The organism is Bradyrhizobium sp. SZCCHNRI1029 (assembly GCF_032487555.1).
Lineage (GTDB): Bacteria > Pseudomonadota > Alphaproteobacteria > Rhizobiales > Xanthobacteraceae > Bradyrhizobium.
Genome location: NZ_JAUEUK010000003.1, coordinates 550952 through 569302, shown reverse-complemented (window position 1 = coordinate 569302; position 18351 = coordinate 550952). Strand labels below are relative to the sequence as shown.

Below are 18351 nucleotides of genomic sequence, written 5' to 3'. Positions count from 1 at the left end.
CTGTATCACGCGTTGGGCAGGTTGCGGGCCAGAGCCTCGAGCACGGCCATGCGCACGGCCACGCCCATTTCGACCTGCTCCCGGATCAGCGATTGCGTGCCGTCGGCGACGATGGATTCGATCTCGACGCCGCGGTTCATCGGTCCCGGATGCATGACCAGCGCGTCGGGCTTGGCGTAGGCGAGCTTCTTCTGGTCGAGCCCGAAATACTGGAAATATTCCGACGAGGACGGCACGAACGAGCCGTTCATGCGCTCGCGCTGCAGCCGCAGCATCATGACGATGTCGGCGCCGTTGAGCCCTTCGCGCATGTCGCGCGCGACCTCGACGCCCATGCGCTCGATGCCCGGCGGCAGCAAAGTGGAGGGCGCGACGATGCGGACGCGGGCGCCCATGGTGTTGAGCAAGAGGATGTTGGAGCGCGCGACGCGCGAGTGCAGCACGTCGCCGCAGATCGCGATGACCAGCCCCTCGATGCGGCCCTTGTTGCGGCGGATGGTCAGCGCATCGAGCAGCGCCTGGGTCGGATGCTCATGCGCGCCGTCACCGGCATTGATCACGGAGCCGTCGACCTTGCGCGCCAGCAGCTCCACCGCGCCGGAGGCGTGGTGACGGACGACCAGGATGTCCGGATGCATCGCGTTCAGGGTGACCGCGGTGTCCATCAGGGTCTCGCCCTTGCGCATGGACGAGGACGACACCGACATGTTCATGACGTCGGCGCCGAGCCGCTTGCCAGCGATCTCGAACGACGACTGGGTCCGCGTCGAGGCCTCGAAGAACAGGTTGACCTGGGTGCGGCCGCGCAGCACGGTGCGCTTCTTGTCGACCTGACGATTCAGTTCGACATACTCCTCGGACAGATCGAGGAGGCCGGTGATGTCGTGGGCGGAAAGGCCCTCGATTCCCAGCAAATGCCGGTGCCCGAGGACGAAAGTCGATTTCGGAGAGGTTGCCATTAAAGCCAGAGCTATAGGCGCGGTTTCCATGGGGGGCAAGGCCGAAAGCCGGGGTTCCGAGTTTTCCCCCGTTCCGTCTTCCGAGCCTCTCGGGGGGCTCCAAACCGGGGACTGGCGGGCCATCGCCGGAAGAGGTCCGCTCCGATACGCCCTGATCCTGCTGGCGGCGATCGTGCCGGCCGGCGCGGCCGCGTTGCCGTTCGATTTCGTCTATCTCCGCGACATCGACCCGACGATCCTCCAGGACATCCGTTATGCCGGCAGCAACAATTTCGTCGGCCGACCCTTGCCGGGCTACGAGGCGGCCGAATGCGTCGTGACGCGTGACGTGGCGCGGCGGCTGCAGGCGGCTCAGGCCGAGCTGCGGCCGCGCGGCCTGTCGCTGAAGATGCTCGACTGCTACCGGCCGGTGCGTGCGGTCGCAGAGATGCTGGCCTGGTCGCAGGACGGCGTCGAGACCACGGCCGGCCGCCGCTACAGTCCGCGCATTGCCAAGCAGGACCTGTTCCGTCTCGGCTACATCGCCGTGCGTTCGAGCCATTCGACCGGTGCGGCGCTCGATCTCACGCTGGTCGAGCTCGCGGCCGACAATTCCGCGGCGTTCGACCCGGCCAAGGACTACGCGGACTGCACCGCGCCCGCAGCGCTACGCGCGCCCGAGGGCGGCGTCGACATGGGAACCGGCTACGATTGTTCCGACGTGAAGGCTCATACCGCCGCGCAGAACCTGACACCGGAGCAGCGCCGCTGGCGCAACGAACTGGTCGCGGTGATGGCGCGGCAAGGTTTTGTGAACTATGCCAAGGAGTGGTGGCACTTTTCGCTGCCGGGCGCTGGCGCGACGACTTATGTTTTTCCCATTCGGCCGCGCCGATGATCGATCTCTGTAGGGCACGGCCATGATGCAGTCTTCCTTCGCGACCCATGAGGTCTTCAACCAGTCGCCGCCGTTCGAGGACGTCAATCTGTTCACGGCCGACCGGCCGTTGATGGATGCCTTGAAGGCCAATGATGGTGCCGGAGCCGAGCAGGAGCTGACAGCTTTCGGCAAGCTATGGGGCTCGGCCGAGATGGCCGAGCAGGGCCGGCTCGCCAATGAGAACACGCCGAAGCTGCGCAGCTTCGACGCCAAGGGCTTTCGGCGAGACGTCGTCGAATTTCATCCGGCCTACCATGCGATGATGACGCGCTCAGCTGCGGCCGGCCTGCACAATTCGACATGGACGGCAGAAGGCCAGCCCGTCGGCGGCTGCTCGGAGGTGGTGCGCGCCGCGAAGTTCTATATCGCCTCGCAGGTCGAGAGCGGCCATCTCTGCCCGATTACCATGACGCGGGCCTCGGTGGCGGCGCTGGCCGCCCAGCCTGATCTGCTGGCAAGAGCGATGCCGGTCATCGCGACCGATGACTACGATCCGGCGTTTGCGCCGTGGTGGCAAAAACGCGGCATGACACTCGGCATGGGCATGACCGAGAAGCAGGGCGGGACCGACGTGCGCGCCAACCTGACGCGCGCTGAGCGTACGACCGATGGCTATCGCATCACGGGGCATAAATGGTTCATGTCGGCGCCGATGTGCGACGCCTTCCTGGTGCTGGCGCAGGCCGATGCCGGCCTGACCTGCTTCTTCATGCCGCGCTTCAAGCCGGATGGCTCGGTGAACGCGATCCAGTTCCAGCGCTTGAAGGACAAGCTCGGCAACCGCTCCAATGCCTCGTCGGAGGTGGAGTTCGTCGGCGCCTATGCCGAGCGGGTCGGCGACGAGGGCAGGGGCATCAGCACCATCATCCAGATGGTGCAACTGACGCGGCAGGATTGCGCGATCTCGTCTGCCGGCCTGATGCGCTCGGGGCTCGCGCACGCGCTGCATCATGCGCGCCATCGCAGCGTGTTCCAGAAGCATCTCGCCGACCAGCCGCTGATGCAGGCGGTGCTCGCCGACATGGCTCTCCATGTCGAGGCGACGGTGGCGCTGGTGATGCGGCTGTGTCAGGCGTTCGATCGCGCGCATCTGTCGCCGCGGGAGGCGAACTACGTGCGGCTGCTGACACCGGCGATCAAATACTGGGTCTGCAAGAGCGCGCCGCCGTTCCTGTATGAGGCGATGGAATGCCTGGGCGGCAACGGCTATGTCGAGGACGGCATCCTCGCCCGCCATTTCCGGGAGTCGCCGGTCAATGCGATCTGGGAAGGCTCGGGCAACGTCATGTGCCTGGACGTGCTGCGGGCGCTGGCGCGCGAGGCGGAGGCGGCCGCGCACGTCCTGATGCATCTCAAAGCAGAGACCAGCGGGTTGCCCGGCGCGGCGGAGGCGCTCGCCTTCATCGAGACCAGCTTCCGCCGGCCGGATTCCGAGCGCGTCGCGCGCCTCGCAGTCGAGAAGTTGGCGCTGCTCGCAGCCGCCGCCGCGCTCAACCTCGTTATGCCCGCTCATGCGGAGCTTTTCGCCGCCACGCGGCTCGCCAATGTTCACCCGAGCATGTATGGCGCGGTCGATCTCGATCGCTCAGACATCCGTAGCTTGCTGGAGCGCGCGCTGCCTTGACCGACACTCCCGAAGCCGCCGTGATGGATTCGCTCGATCCGGGCAACCCGCCGCAGCAGGTCGTTCCGGCGCATCATCAGCCGCGCACGCTCGGCTTCTGGCGCACCTTGCTGTGGGCCCTCCTCATCATCGTCGTGTTCTTCATCGGCCAGCTGACTCCGATCGTCTATTTCCTGCTGCGCCATGAGGGTCCAATCGACAGCATGGCCGCGTTTCAGTTGGCCATGATCCAGATCGCGAGCCGGTCGCTCACGGTCTCGCTGTCGGCGATCATGGGCGTCCCGGCCATTTTGATCCCGATCTATTTTGCCGTCCGCCACACCCGCATGTCGTTCGTCGACTATCTGGGCCTGCGTTGGACCGGCTGGAAGAATTTCGTCTTTGGCGTTGTCGGGATGGTCGTGATCCTGGGATGCTGGGAGCTGGCGGCGCAGCTGACGGGACGCGAAGAGAAGTCGGCGAGCTTCATGGTGGACATCATGAAGACCGCCAGAGGCGACGGCGTGGTCTGGCTGCTGGTCATCGCCTTCTGCGTCGCCGCACCAGTGTCGGAAGAGCTGATGGCGCGTGGCTTTCTCTACCGCGGCTGGTCGGACTCCTTCCTGCGCGTGCCCGGCGCCATCGTGCTGTCGTCCTTGCTGTGGACCGTGCTGCATCTGCAGTACGACTGGTTCGCCCTGATCAACGTGTTTTCCCTCGGCGTGTGGTTCGGCTATCTGCGCTCTCGTACCCACTCCACCTATCTGACCATGGTGCTGCACGGCCTCAACAACCTCGCCGCCACGGTGCAGACCATGTGGCTGGCCAGCGGTTCTTCCTGAACGGACGCGTTCAGCTCGCCCAGGCGATCGCGAGCGGCATGGTCAGCGCCGCCAGCACCGTTTGCAGCGAGATGATCTGCGCCAGCAGCGGCGCGTCGCCGCCCATCTGCTTGGCCAGCACATAGGCGCTGGGCGAGGTCGGTACCGCCGCGCAGATCGCGACGACGACGAGGCTCGGGCCGGTGACGCCGAACCATCCGGCGAGCCCGATCGCGAGGAGGGGCATCAAGACCAGCTTGAGCACGACGCCGAGCGCAGCGGCCGGGCCAGCGCGGCGCAAGCCTTCGAAGTGCAGGCCGGCGCCGGTCACCAGCAGGCCGATCGGCAGCGAGGCCTGTCCGAGCGCATCGGCGGCATCGTGCCAGAGCTTTGGCAGCGGCATATGCGCCACGTTCAGCGCGAGCCCGGCGATGCAGGCCCAGATCAGCGGATTGCGCACGATGGTGGCAAGGATCTCACGCATCGAGCGGCGGGTCGGCGAGGCGTAGTGGGCGAGCACGGCGACGCTGAACACGTTGACCATTGGGATGATCGCGATCATCGCCACCGACGCCGCCGCAAGCCCGGACGCGCCGAACAGGCTGCCGGCGACGCTGAGCGCGACGTAGGTCTGCCAGCGGGTTGCCCCTTGGAAGATCGAGGTGAAGGCCGGACCATCGATGCCGGAGCGGGTGAGCAGCGGCCGCAGCGCGAGGCACAGCGCCGACATCGCCAGCATCGCCAGGAACAAGGCGCCGCCGATGCCGGCGACCGGCACCTTGCCGAGATCGGCCTTCACCAGGCTCTGCATCAGCAGCGCCGGAAACAGCACATAATAAGTCAGCCGCTCGAGCCCGTGCCATTGCGTATCCAGCCGGATCAGGCTGCGCCGCAGGCCGAAGCCGACCACGATCAGCAGGAATACCGGCGCGAGCGCCGCGGCGACGGGGCTCATGGGCTAGCGACCGGACTGGCGCAAGGTCGCAAGCCGATCGAGCGCTCCCTGCAGGATGAAGATCGCCGCATGCGTGTCGATCACCTCGGCGCGCCTGGCGCGGCTGACATCCATGCCGATCAGCTCGCGCTCGACCGCAGCCGTCGACAGCCGCTCGTCCCACAGGCCGATCGGCAGGTCGGTGAGGCCGGCGAGATTGCGCGCGAACGCCCGGGTCGACTGCGCCCGCGGCCCCTCGCTGCCATCCATGTTGATGGGTAGGCCCAGCACCAAGCCGACCACCTTGCGCTCGGTGCAAATCGCCAGCAGTCGCGCCGCGTCGGCCTTGAAGGCCTTGCGCTGGATCGTCTCGACGCCGGTGGCGAGCCGCCGGTCCGGATCGGACACGGCGACGCCGATGGTCTTGGTGCCGAGATCGAGGCCGACGAGCGCGCCGCGCTCGGGCCAGCGGCCAGCGGCTTCGATGAGGGGGAGGATGGGGGCGAGCATGGCAATGCGCTTAACACGCAGGTGCGTGGCGGGCCAGCAGGTGAGGACGTGCATCGCTTCGCCGCCCCGATGAAGCTCGCGCACGCGAGTCGACCGGCCCAGATGTCGAGCGTTGCAGTCTTTCCCGGATGCGCCGGCTTTGGATCATCAAGCGAAGCTGGTGGAGCGCGAGAGCTTGTTCCAGGCACTCACTTCGGCTTTCATGCCCTCGATCTTCTGCTCGACCAGGGCCAGCGCGTCCTCACCGAGGAACAGCCGCACAGGCGGTTTTTCGGCTTCCACGAGGGCAAGCAATGCCTGTGCGGCCTTCGCGGGATCGCCGGGTTGGTTTCCGCTCTTGGCCAATCGGGCGGCGCGAATCGGATCCATGACGGCGTCGTAGTCGGAAATGCTGCGCGGCGTGCGATCCATGGACCGTCCCGCCCAATCGGTACGAAACTGACCGGGCGCAAGCGCAATGACGCGGATGCCGAAGGGGGCCACTTCCTTGCCGAGCGACTCCGAGATGCCCTCCAGCGCGAACTTGCTGCCGCAATAGAAGCTGATCCCGGGCATGGTGATGAAGCCGCCCATGGAGGTCACATTGACGATATGGCCGCGCCGCCTCGCGCGCATCCCCGGCAACACGGCCTTCATCATCGCGACAGGGCCGAACACGTTGGCGGCGAACTGCCGCTGCAGATCGTCGAGCGAGGACTCCTCCAGCGTGCCCTCGTGACCGTAGCCGGCATTGTTCACCAGGACGTCGATCGCGCCAATCTGCTTCTCGGCCTCTGCCACAGCAGCCGGGATTGCATCGAAATCGGTAACATCGATCACGAGAGGATGAGCCTTGCCCGCTGCAAGCGCGGCAAAAGCCTCGGCATCCCCGACCCTTCGCACGGTCCCGATCACCCGATGGCCGGCGGCCAGCGCGCCCTTTGCGAACGCTAGGCCCAAGCCCGAACTGACGCCAGTGACGAGGAAAATCTTCGATTCGGCAGCCGCCATCGTACAACTCCGCATGACAAGGTTATCTATATCATGATATAGATATTGCATGGCACCTCGCAAGACCGAACATTCATCCATTGGCATGAGAGGCGAGCCGCTTCGTCGGCACGTCCTCGATGCGGCAGAGCGGCTTCTCCGTCAGGGCAGGGCCGATTTCTCGATGCGAGACCTTGCCGCTGAGGCGGGGGTCAGCTTCGCGACGCCGTTCAATCAGTTTGGCAACAAGGCGGCGATCATGCAGGCTCTCTCCATACGTCGGATCGACATCATGGAGACGCGGTACACCGCCGCGCCACCATCGAGAGATACGAAGACACGCGTGCTATTGGCTATTGATACGGCGGTGGCGGTGATGTTGGAGAATCCAGACGTGAACCGGACCGTGATGGGATGGCTGGGTGCCGCCCAGGCTTCGCCCGGTCAGACGCTTTCCCGATCCACTGCCTTCTGGGCACTGGCCTTGGGAAAGGGAGAGGGACTGACGGCCAGCCGGCAAGAACAAGCGCTGCGCTGCCTTCCAGAGCAACTCGCCTTCAGTTTCCGCGGCGTGTTGTCCTTCTGGACTGCGGGCGAATTGTCGGACGCGGCGCTCGCCCCGCGTGCGCGAGACATGGCGAGTGCCTTGTTGCTCGCCTACCTCCATTAACGTCCGATAGGGGCGGCTTGATCGACTGACCGACCGATCCCAGGTCTGTGTCGGCCGGCTCCAGGCGCGCCTGTGGCGGACTCCTTGTCCAAGGCTTGCTTTCGCAGGACGATTCCAGACTCCTCGTGAGGACGCGGCGCTCCCGGGATGCCCTCACGAGGAGATCGGCGGAGCTTAACGGATCGCGATCGGGTTGATCATGCCCTGGACGCCGCCGCGCCAGCGCGGCTGACCCAGCACGAACAGGAACTCGTAGCCCTTGTCCTTGGCGAGGTCGGCCGTGTTCATGTTCTCCAGGATGTAGGTCCCGTTCATGGCGAGCAGGATCTGGTGCACCTCGAACAGGTTCGGCGACTCGAACGGGATCGCCTCCACCGCCCAGTTGTCGGCCCCGACCGCGACCACGCCCTTCGAGGTCAGGTATTTGGCACCCTCGACGCCGAGACCGGGCTCGCCGGCGCCGTAACGCTTATCGTCCTTGCCGATCAAACCAAGCCAGCCGGTGTGGAAGATCACGATGTCGCCCTGGCGGATCTCGACGCCCTGCTTCTTGGCAGCTTCCTCGATCTCCTTGACGTTGAACGCGGTGCCTTCCTTGACCACGTCGGTGTTGTAATAGGCCGCCATGTCGAGCAGCACGCCGCGCGCCACCAAGGGCGGCACCTTCTCGATGCCGAGCTTCTTCAGGCCGGTCGGATCGGCGAAGTCGAGCAGCTTGTTGCCGTTGTAATAGACGTGCTCGATGCCGAGATGGCCGAGCCCGTCGATCTGGCTGCCGACGCCGACCCAGCCTTCGACGATGTCGTCATTGTAGGTCGCCTTATTCGGGCCAAGGCCGGGAATTCCGGCCTGGCCCGGCTGCACCACGGTGATCTTGAACGAACGCGGCGGATAGGCCGGCGTCTTGGAATCGACGATCATGCCGAGCGGGTAGGTCTTGCCGGTCTTCACCAGCGAGGCGGCTTTGACCACGAGCTCCGGCGTGATGTAGTTGGCCGCGCCGATCTCGTCCTGTGGGCCCCATTTCGATTTCGTCCAATCCGGGGTCTTGTCCTGGGCATTGGCCGTCCCGATCGCACCCATCATGGCAATCGAACAGCACAACACGAACGCGTTGCGCATCGCATTTCCTCCGACATGTTGACGTTTGTTCGTTTCGCGCTGGCCAGCGCTGCATCCTAACGTAGTAAAGGATGGCCAGACAAAGCTATTTCGCGCGCGTGCGCTGCACAGCGCCCGAAAGTCGCATCGGTCGAAATGGCTCTTTTTCCCTGCGCGAAAACGTCATTTCGCGCAATGGAATGCGCCGTTCGCTGGCGATGCTCAGCACAATCTTTGAATGAATCGCGTCAGGCTGCGATGTCGTGGTCCCGGCCGGCGAGTCCGGCCATGAAGGCCGAGAGGCCGCTGCTGCGATGCGCCGCGCGGCGGTGGATGAACAGGGTTTCGACGCGTCCATGACTTGGATCGAGCGTGTGCAGGCTGACGCTGCCGATCATCTCGTTTCGCGTCACCACAGCGCGTGGCAGCAGCGCGACGCCCATGCCAGCGGCGACGCAGCCGATCATGCCGTCGAGCGTACCGAGCTCGATGCGCGCGGCCGCGGGCCAGCCGAAATCGTTGAAGACCTGCTCCAGCCGCTGCCGGTAGGTGCAGCCGGCCCTGAACACCAGCGCCGTCGGGCCGGAGGCAGCCGTGGCCGCACGCAAGGCTGACAGGCTTTCAAAGCGCCGGGCCGTCACCAGCACCAGCTCTTCCTCGAAGGCGATGATACCCGAGAGCTCGGGATGTTCGATCGGGCCGGCCACGAAAGCGCCCTCGAGCGTCCCGTCGAGTACGGCGGCCACGAGCTCGGCAGTTGGCGCCGTGCGCAGACCGAGGGCGACAGCCGGGAAGCGCCGATGAAAATCCGCGAGCAGCGTCGGCAGGCGCACGGCGGCGGTCGTCTCCATCGAGCCGATCGTCAGCGGTCCTCTCGGCTCGCCGTCATCGCGCGCGGCGAGCAGCGCTTCGCGCGACAGCGTCGCCATCCGGTCGGCGTAAGGCAGAAGTCGCAGCCCGGCATGGGTCAGGGTCATGCCGCGGCTGTGCCGCTCGAACAGTGCGGTGCCGATCTCGCCTTCCAGCGCCTTGATCCGCTGGGTCACGTTGGACTGCACCGTGTTGAGGGCCTCAGCAGCACGGGTGATGCCGCCGCTGCGCGCGACGGCTGCAAAGGTTTGGAGGTCGCTCAGCTCCACGGCCAATCTCCGTTTTGAATCTGCGATGGCAGAGTTCTCAAGTATTCATTTTGAGAGAATGCTAGCCGCGCCTAAAGTCGCCGTCCAGAGTTGAGGAGACTTTCATGGCACTGCGGACGGCGTTGACGGAGAAGCTCGGCATCAGCCAGCCGATCCTGCTGGCGCCGATGGATCTGATTGCCGATGCGCGCCTCGTGCACGCGGTCAGCGACGCCGGGGGATTCGGTATTCTCGGTGGCGGCTATGGCAATCGAACCTGGCTCGCGCAAGAGACCGCACGGCTTGAAGGCCTGCCTGCGCCGTTCGGCATCGGCTTCATCACCTGGTCGCTGGCGAAGCAGCCCGATCTGCTCGACGTGGCGCTCGCCGCCAGGCCTGCGGCGATCATGCTGTCATTCGGCGATCCTGCGCGGTTCGCGCCGGCAATCAAGCAGGCTGGTGCGTTGCTGATTTGCCAGGTGCAGGATGAGGCGATGGCCGAGCAGGCGATCGCGGCGGGTGCCGACATCCTGGTTGCACAAGGAACCGAGGCGGGCGGCCATGGCGCGTCGCGGACCACGCTCGATCTCGTGCCGGCGATCGTCGACCTCGCCGCGGGGCGAGTGCCGGTGGCGGCGGCCGGCGGTCTTGCCGATGGCCGCGGCCTTGCGGCGATGCTGATGCTGGGGGCGGAGGGCGTGCTGCTCGGCACGCGCTTCTATGCCAGCCGGGAGGCTGCCGGCGCCGACGAGGCCAAGCGGCGGATCTGCGCGGCAAAATCCGGCGAGACCGTGCGCGGCATCATCTTTGATCTGTCGCGCAACAATGTCTGGCCGGCGCCGTTCACCGGCCGCTGCCTGGTCAACGATCATGCGCGCCGCTGGATGGGGCGCGAGGTGGAGCTGCTGCAGCAGGTCGAGAACGTGTCGGCGGACTATGTGAAGGCACGGACCGAAGGCAATTTCGACATCGCCGCCGTCATTGCCGGCGAGGCCGTCGGCCTGATCCATGATATCCCGCCGGCCGCCGAGATCGTCGCGCGCATCGTCGATGAGGCCGCGCAGATCCTGCAAGGGCGGCGCAACTCGTCCGCCGTCTTCGCCAAGCAATAGGAGCAGCCCATGTGGCCCGACCGCCGCTTCCTGGATCTCGTCAAGACCGAGCACCCGATCGTGCTCGCGCCGATGGCCGGCGTGATGGATGCCGATCTCGTCATCGCGGTGGCGCAAGGCGGGGGGCTCGGCTCGCTGCCCTGCGCCATGCTCTCCGCGGACAAGGCGCGTGAGCAGGTCAACATCATCCGCCAGCGCGTGTCGGCGCCGATCAACGTGAACTTCTTCTGCCACACGCCGGTCGAGGCCGATGCGGCACGTGAGGCCGCATGGAAGCAGAGGCTCGGCGCCTATTACCAGGAGTATGGCGTGGATCCGGCGGCTCCGGTGACGGCCGCGAACCGCGCTCCGTTCGATGCCGCGATGTGCGCCGTCGTCGAGGAACTGGGGCCGGAGGTCATCAGCTTCCATTTCGGCCTGCCTGAGCCGTCGCTGTTGGCGCGCGTGAAGGCGACAGGCGCGGTCGTGATGGCGTCCGCGACCGTGGTGCGGGAGGCGGTGTGGCTGGAGCGGAACGGCGTCGACGTCATCATCGCGCAAGGTGCGGAGGCGGGCGGTCATCGCGGCACGTTCCTGACCGACAAGCTTGCCGAGCAGGTCGGTACGTTCGCGCTGGTGCCGCAGATCGTGGATGCGGTGAAGCTGCCTGTCATCGCCGCCGGCGGCATCGCCGATGCGCGCGGCATCGCCGCGGCGTTCGCGCTCGGCGCCAGCGGCGTGCAGATCGGCAGCGCGTTTCTGCGCTGCCCCGAGTCCAAGGTCAGCGCGATGGCCCGCGCCGCGCTTGCCGCCGCCGACGACGAATCCACCGTCATCACCAACGTGATGACCGGCCGGCTCGCCCGCGGCGTCGCCAACCGGGTGATGCGCGAGGTCGGGCCGATCTCGCCGGATGCGCCGGCGTTTCCGCATGCCGCCACCGCGCTCGGTCCGCTCAAGGCCGCCGCGGAGAAGCAGGGAAGGGTCGATTTCACCAATCTCTGGGCCGGGCAGGCGCTGCCGCTCGGGCGCGCGCTACCGGCCGCCGAATTGACGCGGACACTGGCCGAACAGGCCCAGGCGCGCTTGCGGCGGATGGCGGGCTGACGCTGCGGGCAGGGCGCTGCCCCAGAAAGTCCGGAGGCTGCCGGTTGCGGCGCGAAAGCGGGCTCTGCTATAGGGCGGGTTCACCTTGTCCCGTGAGGCCCTATATAATGTCGGTCGATGCCGCCACCGTCCGCCGGATCGCGCAATTGGCGCGGATCGCTGTCACTGACGCCGAGGTCCCGCATCTGCAGGGCGAGCTCAATGCGATGCTTAACTTCGTCGAGCAACTGTCGGAGGTCAATGTCGAGGGCGTCGAGCCGATGACCTCGGTGACACCGATGGCGATGAAGAAGCGCCAGGACGTCGTCACTGACGGCGAGATCGCCGACGACATCGTCAAGAACGCGCCCATGACCGAGAACAACTTCTTTCTCGTGCCGAAGGTCGTGGAATAGCCAGGGCAGGTCCGCGCTTATCGCGCGTGATCCGCTCCTTCAAACCGACAAGCGAGCCAACGCCATGTGCCTGCTCTGCGACGATGAAGCGGCCTACAAGGCCTATATGGACTATCTCGACGCCATGGAGCGGCAGGGCAAGGCCGCCGATCCGGACAAGACCGTCAACGAGATCCTCGACCAGCTCGAAGCGGCCGCCAATACCAAGAAAGCCCCCCCTGCGAAGAACAAGTTCTTCGCGGACGACGCGGCCGACGACAAGACGCTTTCCCCTTTCTTCTGCAGCCCGATCAACAAATGACCGATTTGACGTCCCTGACGCTCGCCGAGGCCCGCAAGGGTCTCGCGAGCAAGACCTTCACGTCGCTGGAACTCACCGACGCCCATCTCAAGGCGATCGAGGAGGCGCGGGCGCTCAATGCCTTCGTGATGGAGACGCCGGACCAGGCGCGCGCGATGGCGCGCGACGCCGACGCCAAGATCAATAGAGGCGAGGGTGGGCCGCTGGCCGGCATTCCGCTCGGGATCAAGGACCTGTTCGCGACCAAGGACGTCCGCACCACGGCCTGCTCGAAGATCCTCGGTAATTTCGTGCCGACCTACGAGTCGACAGTGACCTCGCAGCTCTGGCGCGATGGCGCGGTGATGCTCGGCAAGCTCAACAATGACGAGTTCGCGATGGGCTCGTCGAACGAGACCTCGTACTTCGGCCCGGTCGGCAACCCCTGGCGCCGCGAGGGCTCCAACACCACGCTGGTGCCGGGCGGCTCGTCCGGCGGCTCGGCGTCGGCGGTGGCGGCGCTGCTCTGCATGGGCGCGACCGCAACCGATACCGGCGGCTCGATCCGCCAGCCGGCCGCGTTCACCGCCACCGTCGGCATCAAGCCGACCTATGGCCGCTGCTCGCGCTGGGGCGTCGTCGCCTTCGCTTCCTCGCTCGACCAGGCCGGGCCGATCGCGCGCTCGACCCGCGATGCGGCCATCCTGCTGCGCTCGATGGCCGGCCACGACCCGAAGGACACGACCTCGGTCGACATCCCCGTGCCGGACTACGAGGCTGCGATCGGGAAGTCCGTGAAGGGCATGAAGATCGGCATTCCCAAGGAGTATCGGCTCGACGGCATGCCGGCCGAAATCGAGAAGCTCTGGAGTGAGGGTCGCAAGTGGCTGGAAGCCGCCGGCGCAGAAACCGTCGAGGTGTCGCTGCCGCACACCAAATACGCTCTGCCGGCCTATTACATCGTGGCGCCGGCGGAGGCGTCCTCCAACCTCGCCCGCTACGACGGCGTCCGCTACGGCCTGCGCGTGCCCGGCAAGTCGATCGGCGAGCTGTACGAGAACACCCGCGCCGAAGGTTTCGGGCCCGAGGTGCGGCGCCGCGTCATGATCGGGACCTATGTGCTGTCGGCCGGCTATTACGACGCCTATTACATCCGGGCGCAGAAGGTCCGCACCCTCATCAAGAAGGATTTCGAGGACTGCTTTGCGAGGGGCGTGAACGCGATCCTGACGCCGGCGACGCCGTCGGCCGCGTTCGGCATCGGCGAGAAGGGCGGCGCCGATCCGGTCGAGATGTATCTCAACGACATCTTCACGGTGACGGTGAACATGGCGGGCCTGCCGGGCATCGCGGTGCCGGCCGGCAAGGACGGACAGGGGCTGCCGCTCGGGCTGCAACTGATCGGCCGTCCGTTCGACGAGGAGACGCTGTTCTCGCTCGGCGAGGTCATCGAGCAGGCGGCGGGACGCTTCACGCCGGTCCGGTGGTGGTAAGCGTCGCCGGGTTCAAGACGAGCCTCGCGGGCGACGCGCCCGCGGCCGGCCTGACGCCGGTGCTCACCGGCCTGTGGTGGCTGGCGAAGGGCGACTGGGACCGGGCGCACAAGATCATTCAGGACGAGACCGGCCGCGACGCGGCGTGGGCGCACGCGCATCTGCATCGCGTCGAAGGCGATCTCGGCAATGCCGCCTATTGGTATCGGCAGGCCGGGCAGCCCGTCGCCAAGGATGCATTGGATATCGAATTTGAGCGGATCGTCTCCGCGCTGATGGGGAGTTGAGGGCCATGACGGCAACCAGCGGCAAGCTGATGAAGGGCGCCACCGGCGACTGGGAGGTCGTGATCGGCATGGAGATCCACGCCCAGGTCACCTCGAAGTCGAAGCTGTTCTCGGGCGCCTCGACCGCGTTCGGCGGCGATCCCAACAGCCATGTCTCGCTGGTCGACGTGGCGATGCCGGGCATGCTGCCGGTCATCAACGAGGAGTGCGTGCGCCAGGCCGTGCGCACCGGGCTTGGTCTGAACGCCAAGATCAACCTGCGCTCGGTGTTCGACCGCAAGAACTATTTCTATCCCGACCTGCCGCAGGGCTACCAGATCAGCCAGTACAAGGACCCGATCGTGGGCGAGGGCGAGGTCACGGTCGAGCTCGACGGCGGCAAGACCGCCACTGTTGGCATCGAGCGCCTGCACATCGAGCAGGATCCCGGGAAGATGCTGCACGACCAGTCGCCGTCGCTGTCCTATATCGACTTCAACCGCTGCGGCGTGGCGCTGATGGAGATCGTCTCCAAGCCGGATATCCGCGATGCCGAGCAGGCCAAGGCCTACGTCACCAAGCTGCGGTCGATCATGCGCTATCTCGGCACCTGCGACGGCGACATGGAAAAGGGATCCCTGCGCGCCGACGTCAACGTCTCCGTGCGCAAGCCCGGCGGCCCGCTCGGCACCCGCTGCGAGATCAAGAACATCAACTCGATCAATTTCATCGGCCAGGCGGTCGAGGCCGAGGCGCGGCGCCAGATCGAGATCATCGAGGACGGCGGCGTGATCGAGCAGGAAACCCGCCGCTTCGATCCCGACAAGGGCGAGACGCGCTCGATGCGCTCCAAGGAGGAGGCGCACGATTACCGTTACTTCCCGGATCCGGACCTGCTGCCGCTCGAATTCAGCCAGGCCTTCGTCGACGAGCTGAAGGCTGCGCTGCCGGAGCTGCCGGACCAGAAGAAGGCGCGCTTCATCGCGGATTTCGGCCTGTCGCCCTATGACGCCTCCGTGCTGGTGGCCGAGCGCGAGAGCGCTGCGTTCTACGAGGCCGTCCTGGAGGCGCTGTCCGAGCGGGCGCGCGACGGCAAGCTCGCCGCCAACTGGGTGATCAACGAGCTGTTCGGCCGGCTCAACAAGGAGGGCCGCGACATCGCGTCCTCGCCGGTGTCGGCTTCCCAGCTCGCGGCGATCGTCGCGCTGATCGGCGAAGGCACCATCTCCGGCAAGATCGCCAAGGACCTGTTCGAGATCGTCTGGAGCGAGGGCGGCGACCCCCGCGAGCTGGTCGAGAGCCGCGGCATGAAGCAGGTCACCGACCTCGGCGCGATCGAGAAGGTGGTCGACGAGATCATCGCCGCCAATCCGGACAAGGTCGCGCAGGCGAAGGCCAAGCCGCAGCTCGCCGGCTGGTTCGTCGGTCAGGTGATGAAGTCGTCGGGCGGCAAGGCCAACCCGCAGGCGGTGAACGATCTCCTGAAGAGCAAGCTCGGCATCTGAACGACGATCGCCCGTCTTCGTTTCCAGCGGCGCGCACATGGTGCGCGCCGTTTGTCTTGGCGTCGCGGTCCGGCGAATCGCCGCACGCGATTCGCAAAAAAGCCACCATTGCCGAGCGTTCGAACGCACACGAGGGCGTGTGCAATGAAAATTTTTTCATTGCCAAAATTTACGACTCAGAGTCCGCGCGTTGCTCTCACCATGCGAGTCTGCACGCCGACACGCCGGCGTCGTCGCGTGCGCCGTGCTGTTCAGCCGTTCAGAAAAATACTTGCAGCACAGGCTTTTTGCGCAATCTCGATTAGTTGCGATCGCGGCCTTGCGCAGGGAGACGTTTGTATTTTCTTGATCGATCGACGCGCTGCTTCGCGCGTTTCGTCAGCCGCACACGCGCGCGCCTGTCAACACTTCCTTAAGCCGGAAGCTGTTTTTTTTCACTCGTTGGTGTATCGATGAGGAGTGCAGCTCGATTCCCGAGTGCACGCATCGACTAAGCCATCTCACATCGGAGGGCAACATGGCCAAGAAAGCGAAGAAGGCGAAGAAGGCAGTGAAGAAGGTCGCGAAGACCGCGGCGAAGAAGACTGCCAAGAAGACCAAGAAGGTCGCCAAGAAGAAGTAACTCTCGCAGTCCTCTGCGAGATGAGTCCGGCAACTGATGCCGGCACGTCGTTGGAACGCAGGTCGGCATAGCTCCTCGAGAGCCGGGCGGATCTCCTGAAGCTCCAACAGACGATAGAGGGTGTCGGCGAGACATCAGGTCAACGGTCGGATCGAACTCGAGAGCGGCTTCGCTCGCGGTACGGTCCGGCAGAAGAAACAGGATTTCTTCGTTCGGTGCAGATCGCGTTTCCGGTCTGCAATCTCACGAGCGGCTATCAGCCAGAGTGGGATCTGATCCTGACGTGTTCGCCGACGCCCTCGATCCTTGAGCACTGCGCCTTTGGCGACTGTGTGCCTCCAACCTTCCCATAGACGAACGGCATCATCATCAGCAGCTCGGCGCAGCCGTGCTCGTACCGCGCTGCGCAATCCCCCGCACGTGCTGTCGAGACGTGTCCAGTCCCGGTGCGGCTGTTGACCAACGGCGTGGTGCGCTCCGCGCCAGCGCGGTGAGGCGCTTTCGCGGATGGTTATGAGTTTGCCAAACAGAACGGTAAACCGCTCTTTGCCGAGTTGAAGAATCCATTTCGAATCAATGCATTGAAGCCGGCCCGGGAAAATGCGGGGCTCCGCGTTCAGGGCTCGTTCAGCACGATGTTTAAACTGCCTTTCAAACTTGATCGGTCATCCTTCGCGCATAAGCCGCGAGACGGCATGGGGATAACCAGGCGTTGAACAGTTGGACGGGGGCGTGCTCGGGTGACCGGCCGCCTCCTCGAGCGAAGGAGAGCGACGATGTTTCAGGGACAACTCAATTTTGATGACGTGACCACCGCGGAGCAGGGCGCCAGCGGCGATGTGCTGTTCGAGCTCGGCATGCTCTATGCGAGCGGTCGCGACGGTATGGTCGATCTGATCGCTGCGCACAAATGGTTCAATCTCGCCGCCCTCAGGGGGCGCGTCGACGCCGTGGCAATGCGCCGCGAGGTCGCCGAGCAGATGTCGGATGCCGAGATCGCGACCGCGCAGCGCGAGGCGCGCGCCTGGATGACCGCGCACTGAGCGAGCTCAGCCGCGGCTTGGCGGCTCTCGCTTTCGGCGCGAGGTATACCGCACGCGCCAGAGTTGCCGGCCGCGAACCGGGGCGCTGGGTGACCCGCGCCCGATCGCTCATTCTCGTCGGAAGCGGGCCTCGTCGCGCGCCGATAAATCTCCTATCTGTCGTTCGGTGTGACGCAGACAAGCGGGATTGACGGCATGGGCCAGGCACGGCGACAGGCGCGGCGGCAAGAGCTGATCGACTGCCATGACTGCGGCAGCGGTGTCTCCTTCAGCGCAGTGGCGTGCCCGCATTGTGGATCGACCGAGCCGGCCGGGCCTGCGGTGCAGAGCCGGCGCGAGTTGAAGCGTCTGCGGGTCGAGGCCCATAATGACCGCCGCCTCGTCGTGGTGACCGCCCTCTGTGCGGGTCTCGGCGCCATCTATGGTGCCGTGATGGGAGCAGGAGGCGCAGCGTCATGGTGGGCTGCGCTCGGCTATGGGTTCGTCGGCACCATCATCGGCGTGCCCGCCGCCTTCGTGATCAACATCAGCCGTGGCTTGTTCGATTGAACCGCGCGTGATTGAGCGGCAACCGTGATCACGACGGCCACGGTCCGTTGCGATCCGGCAGGTGCGTGAACGGCTCGGCGTTGAGGCGGATGATCAGGGGGAGGGGCTGTTGGCCGCGCCCACGGGCGGCTGGCGGAGACGGAGGGATTCGAACCCTCGATAGGGCTTTACAACCCTATAACGGTTTAGCAAACCGCCGCCTTCAGCCACTCGGCCACGTCTCCGGCGAGGGTCGGTATGCCCGACGCCGCGCTGAGCCGCAAGCGGCAGATTGCATGCGGTTTCGAAATCCTCACAGGGCCGCGGCTTCGCTGGACCGGTGCGGACGGTGCTCTTCACCTTCGGCCATCGATGCGAGCTGAGCCTGCCGTTGATCGGCCGCGGCACGGCGTGGAA

General features: G+C 65.7%; 19 protein-coding genes and 1 tRNA gene. 13 read left to right on the top strand and 7 right to left on the bottom strand.

Features of this window, described 5'->3' with window-relative positions:
• Positions 1-5 precede the first annotated feature (5 nt).
• The gene (locus QW861_RS11800; protein WP_315752967.1) at positions 6-959 is read right to left on the bottom strand and encodes an aspartate carbamoyltransferase catalytic subunit; all 954 of its coding nucleotides are present in this window, start codon (positions 957-959) and stop codon (positions 6-8) included.
• A gap of 151 nt (positions 960-1110) precedes the next feature.
• Here QW861_RS11800 and QW861_RS11795 point away from each other — a divergent pair, with 151 nt between their 5' ends.
• From QW861_RS11795 to QW861_RS11785, 3 genes are read left to right on the top strand one after another with little or no spacing between them, the layout of a single operon-like run.
• Positions 1111-1836 carry a M15 family metallopeptidase gene (locus QW861_RS11795; RefSeq protein ID WP_316165441.1) on the top strand — a complete coding sequence of 242 codons (726 nt, stop codon included), beginning with the start codon at positions 1111-1113 and terminating at the stop codon, positions 1834-1836.
• 22 nt (positions 1837-1858) lie between these two features.
• Complete coding sequence (locus QW861_RS11790) at positions 1859-3502, top strand: acyl-CoA dehydrogenase family protein (RefSeq protein WP_316193080.1); 1644 nt, start codon at positions 1859-1861, stop codon at positions 3500-3502.
• Positions 3499-4323, top strand: coding sequence for a type II CAAX endopeptidase family protein (locus QW861_RS11785; RefSeq protein WP_316193079.1), 825 nt, complete (start codon positions 3499-3501; stop codon positions 4321-4323). Before QW861_RS11790 ends, QW861_RS11785 begins: the two co-directional genes overlap by 4 nt.
• Positions 4324-4333: 10 nt before the next feature.
• Here the strand turns inward: QW861_RS11785 and QW861_RS11780 are convergent, their stop codons facing one another.
• From QW861_RS11780 to QW861_RS11770, 3 genes are all read right to left on the bottom strand, one after another.
• Positions 4334-5257: an AEC family transporter gene (locus QW861_RS11780; RefSeq protein ID WP_315711357.1), complete on the bottom strand. Its 924-nt coding sequence runs from the start codon at positions 5255-5257 to the stop codon at positions 4334-4336.
• A 3-nt stretch (positions 5258-5260) separates the two neighbouring features.
• Positions 5261-5746 carry a Holliday junction resolvase RuvX gene (gene ruvX / locus QW861_RS11775; RefSeq protein ID WP_315752962.1) on the bottom strand — a complete coding sequence of 162 codons (486 nt, stop codon included), beginning with the start codon at positions 5744-5746 and terminating at the stop codon, positions 5261-5263.
• Positions 5747-5893: 147 nt separating this feature from the next.
• Positions 5894-6736: an oxidoreductase gene (locus tag QW861_RS11770; RefSeq protein ID WP_316175156.1), complete on the bottom strand. Its 843-nt coding sequence runs from the start codon at positions 6734-6736 to the stop codon at positions 5894-5896.
• A gap of 49 nt (positions 6737-6785) precedes the next feature.
• On the opposite strand from QW861_RS11770, the gene QW861_RS11765 reads away from it, so the two are divergent.
• Positions 6786-7385, top strand: coding sequence for a helix-turn-helix domain-containing protein (locus QW861_RS11765; protein WP_316185731.1), 600 nt, complete (start codon positions 6786-6788; stop codon positions 7383-7385).
• Between the two features lie 174 nt (positions 7386-7559).
• Here QW861_RS11765 and QW861_RS11760 read toward each other — a convergent pair whose 3' ends face one another.
• Together QW861_RS11760 and QW861_RS11755 are read right to left on the bottom strand one after the other, a co-directional pair.
• Complete coding sequence (locus tag QW861_RS11760; protein ID WP_315711362.1) at positions 7560-8507, bottom strand: cyclase family protein; 948 nt, start codon at positions 8505-8507, stop codon at positions 7560-7562.
• Between the two features lie 227 nt (positions 8508-8734).
• Positions 8735-9625 carry a LysR family transcriptional regulator gene (locus QW861_RS11755; protein WP_315752959.1) on the bottom strand — a complete coding sequence of 297 codons (891 nt, stop codon included), beginning with the start codon at positions 9623-9625 and terminating at the stop codon, positions 8735-8737.
• A 104-nt stretch (positions 9626-9729) separates the two neighbouring features.
• Between QW861_RS11755 and QW861_RS11750 the strand changes: the two genes are divergently transcribed.
• The 9 genes from QW861_RS11750 to QW861_RS11710 all read left to right on the top strand — a co-directional run bounded on the left by QW861_RS11750 (position 9730) and on the right by QW861_RS11710 (position 17955).
• Positions 9730-10716, top strand: coding sequence for a nitronate monooxygenase (locus QW861_RS11750; protein ID WP_315752958.1), 987 nt, complete (start codon positions 9730-9732; stop codon positions 10714-10716).
• A gap of 9 nt (positions 10717-10725) precedes the next feature.
• Positions 10726-11802, top strand: a complete 1077-nt coding sequence (locus tag QW861_RS11745) for a nitronate monooxygenase family protein (protein ID WP_315752957.1) — start codon at positions 10726-10728, stop codon at positions 11800-11802.
• 107 nt (positions 11803-11909) lie between these two features.
• Positions 11910-12197: an Asp-tRNA(Asn)/Glu-tRNA(Gln) amidotransferase subunit GatC gene (gene gatC / locus QW861_RS11740; protein ID WP_315711367.1), complete on the top strand. Its 288-nt coding sequence runs from the start codon at positions 11910-11912 to the stop codon at positions 12195-12197.
• 64 nt (positions 12198-12261) lie between these two features.
• A complete protein-coding gene (locus QW861_RS11735; protein WP_315752956.1) occupies positions 12262-12498 on the top strand; it encodes a hypothetical protein in 237 nt (78 codons plus the stop codon).
• Positions 12495-13970, top strand: coding sequence for an Asp-tRNA(Asn)/Glu-tRNA(Gln) amidotransferase subunit GatA (gene gatA, locus QW861_RS11730; RefSeq protein ID WP_315752955.1), 1476 nt, complete (start codon positions 12495-12497; stop codon positions 13968-13970). Before QW861_RS11735 ends, gatA begins: the two co-directional genes overlap by 4 nt.
• The gene (locus tag QW861_RS11725; protein WP_315752954.1) at positions 13961-14257 is read left to right on the top strand and encodes a hypothetical protein; all 297 of its coding nucleotides are present in this window, start codon (positions 13961-13963) and stop codon (positions 14255-14257) included. Before gatA ends, QW861_RS11725 begins: the two co-directional genes overlap by 10 nt.
• A 5-nt stretch (positions 14258-14262) precedes the next feature.
• Positions 14263-15741 carry an Asp-tRNA(Asn)/Glu-tRNA(Gln) amidotransferase subunit GatB gene (gatB, locus tag QW861_RS11720; RefSeq protein WP_315752953.1) on the top strand — a complete coding sequence of 493 codons (1479 nt, stop codon included), beginning with the start codon at positions 14263-14265 and terminating at the stop codon, positions 15739-15741.
• Positions 15742-17139: 1398 nt separating this feature from the next.
• Positions 17140-17406 carry a hypothetical protein gene (locus tag QW861_RS11715; protein WP_315711373.1) on the top strand — a complete coding sequence of 89 codons (267 nt, stop codon included), beginning with the start codon at positions 17140-17142 and terminating at the stop codon, positions 17404-17406.
• A 195-nt stretch (positions 17407-17601) separates the two neighbouring features.
• The gene (locus tag QW861_RS11710) at positions 17602-17955 is read left to right on the top strand and encodes a hypothetical protein (protein WP_315752952.1); all 354 of its coding nucleotides are present in this window, start codon (positions 17602-17604) and stop codon (positions 17953-17955) included.
• A gap of 130 nt (positions 17956-18085) precedes the next feature.
• Here the strand turns inward: QW861_RS11710 and QW861_RS11705 are convergent.
• Positions 18086-18179: transfer RNA gene (locus QW861_RS11705), tRNA-Ser, on the bottom strand.
• Positions 18180-18351: the final 172 nt, after the last annotated feature.

Excerpts from the sequence above, each read along its gene's own strand:
- QW861_RS11800 (WP_315752967.1), bottom strand. The coding sequence starts at position 959 with ATGGCAACCTCTCCGAAATCGACTTTCGTCCTCGGGCACCGGCATTTG.
- QW861_RS11790 (WP_316193080.1), top strand. The coding sequence starts at position 1,859 with ATGATGCAGTCTTCCTTCGCGACCCATGAGGTCTTCAACCAGTCGCCG.
- QW861_RS11780 (WP_315711357.1), bottom strand. The coding sequence starts at position 5,257 with ATGAGCCCCGTCGCCGCGGCGCTCGCGCCGGTATTCCTGCTGATCGTG.
- ruvX (WP_315752962.1), bottom strand. The coding sequence starts at position 5,746 with ATGCTCGCCCCCATCCTCCCCCTCATCGAAGCCGCTGGCCGCTGGCCC.
- QW861_RS11770 (WP_316175156.1), bottom strand. The coding sequence starts at position 6,736 with ATGGCGGCTGCCGAATCGAAGATTTTCCTCGTCACTGGCGTCAGTTCG.
- QW861_RS11765 (WP_316185731.1), top strand. The coding sequence starts at position 6,786 with ATGGCACCTCGCAAGACCGAACATTCATCCATTGGCATGAGAGGCGAG.
- QW861_RS11760 (WP_315711362.1), bottom strand. The coding sequence starts at position 8,507 with ATGCGCAACGCGTTCGTGTTGTGCTGTTCGATTGCCATGATGGGTGCG.
- QW861_RS11750 (WP_315752958.1), top strand. The coding sequence starts at position 9,730 with ATGGCACTGCGGACGGCGTTGACGGAGAAGCTCGGCATCAGCCAGCCG.
- QW861_RS11745 (WP_315752957.1), top strand. The coding sequence starts at position 10,726 with ATGTGGCCCGACCGCCGCTTCCTGGATCTCGTCAAGACCGAGCACCCG.
- gatC (WP_315711367.1), top strand. The coding sequence starts at position 11,910 with ATGTCGGTCGATGCCGCCACCGTCCGCCGGATCGCGCAATTGGCGCGG.
- QW861_RS11735 (WP_315752956.1), top strand. The coding sequence starts at position 12,262 with ATGTGCCTGCTCTGCGACGATGAAGCGGCCTACAAGGCCTATATGGAC.
- gatA (WP_315752955.1), top strand. The coding sequence starts at position 12,495 with ATGACCGATTTGACGTCCCTGACGCTCGCCGAGGCCCGCAAGGGTCTC.
- gatB (WP_315752953.1), top strand. The coding sequence starts at position 14,263 with ATGACGGCAACCAGCGGCAAGCTGATGAAGGGCGCCACCGGCGACTGG.
- QW861_RS11715 (WP_315711373.1), top strand. The coding sequence starts at position 17,140 with ATGTTTCAGGGACAACTCAATTTTGATGACGTGACCACCGCGGAGCAG.
- QW861_RS11710 (WP_315752952.1), top strand. The coding sequence starts at position 17,602 with ATGGGCCAGGCACGGCGACAGGCGCGGCGGCAAGAGCTGATCGACTGC.